At 63.5% G+C, this 757-nt stretch carries 1 protein-coding gene; it reads left to right on the top strand.

From position 1 onward, the window contains the following. A partial coding sequence (locus tag PQR62_RS25550; protein WP_408160893.1) for an ABC transporter ATP-binding protein occupies window positions 1–667 on the top strand: 667 nt, incomplete at its 5' end. Window positions 668–757: the final 90 nt, after the last annotated feature.

Here is a 757-nt window from a genome sequence, read left to right as displayed (position 1 = left end):
CGGCCTGATCGGCCCCAACGGCGCCGGCAAGACCACCTTCTTCAACGTCATCACCGGCCTGTATCAGCCCGACACCGGCGACTTCGAACTGGCCGGCAAGCCCTATTCGCCGAGCGCGCCGCATGAAGTGGCCAAGGCCGGCATCGCGCGCACCTTCCAGAACATCCGCCTGTTCGGCGAAATGAGCGTGCTGGAAAACGTCATGGTCGGCTGCCACGTGCGCACCAAGCAAAACGTGTTCGGCGCCGTGTTCCGCCACAAGGCCGCGCGCGAAGAAGAAGCGCAGATCCGCGAGAAGTCGCAACAGCTGCTCGACTTCGTGGGCATCGGCAAATTCTCCAAGCGCACGGCGCGCCACCTCTCCTACGGCGACCAGCGCCGTCTGGAAATCGCCCGCGCGCTGGCGACGGAACCGCAACTGCTGGCGCTGGATGAACCGGCGGCCGGCATGAACGCCACCGAAAAGCTGGGCCTGCGCGAATTGCTGGTCAAGATCCAGGCCGAAGGCAAGACCATCCTGCTGATCGAACACGACGTCAAACTCATGATGGGCCTGTGCAACCGCATCACGGTGCTGGACTACGGCAAGCCGATTGCCGAAGGCGTGCCGGCCGACGTACAAAAGAATCCCGCAGTGATCGAAGCCTATTTAGGCGCCGGCCATTAATGGGCGCATCAGGCTACTGCGCGCGCCCGCTACGCCTGCTGCGCGGGTGCAGGAGGCATGCCGCAGAGTAGTCAATATGCTGGTCGTAAC

The sequence above is a fragment of the Herbaspirillum lusitanum genome (assembly GCF_046025995.1).
GTDB classification, from domain to species: Bacteria; Pseudomonadota; Gammaproteobacteria; order Burkholderiales; family Burkholderiaceae_D; genus Herbaspirillum; species Herbaspirillum lusitanum_A.
This window is presented reverse-complemented; position numbering and strand designations above follow the sequence as displayed.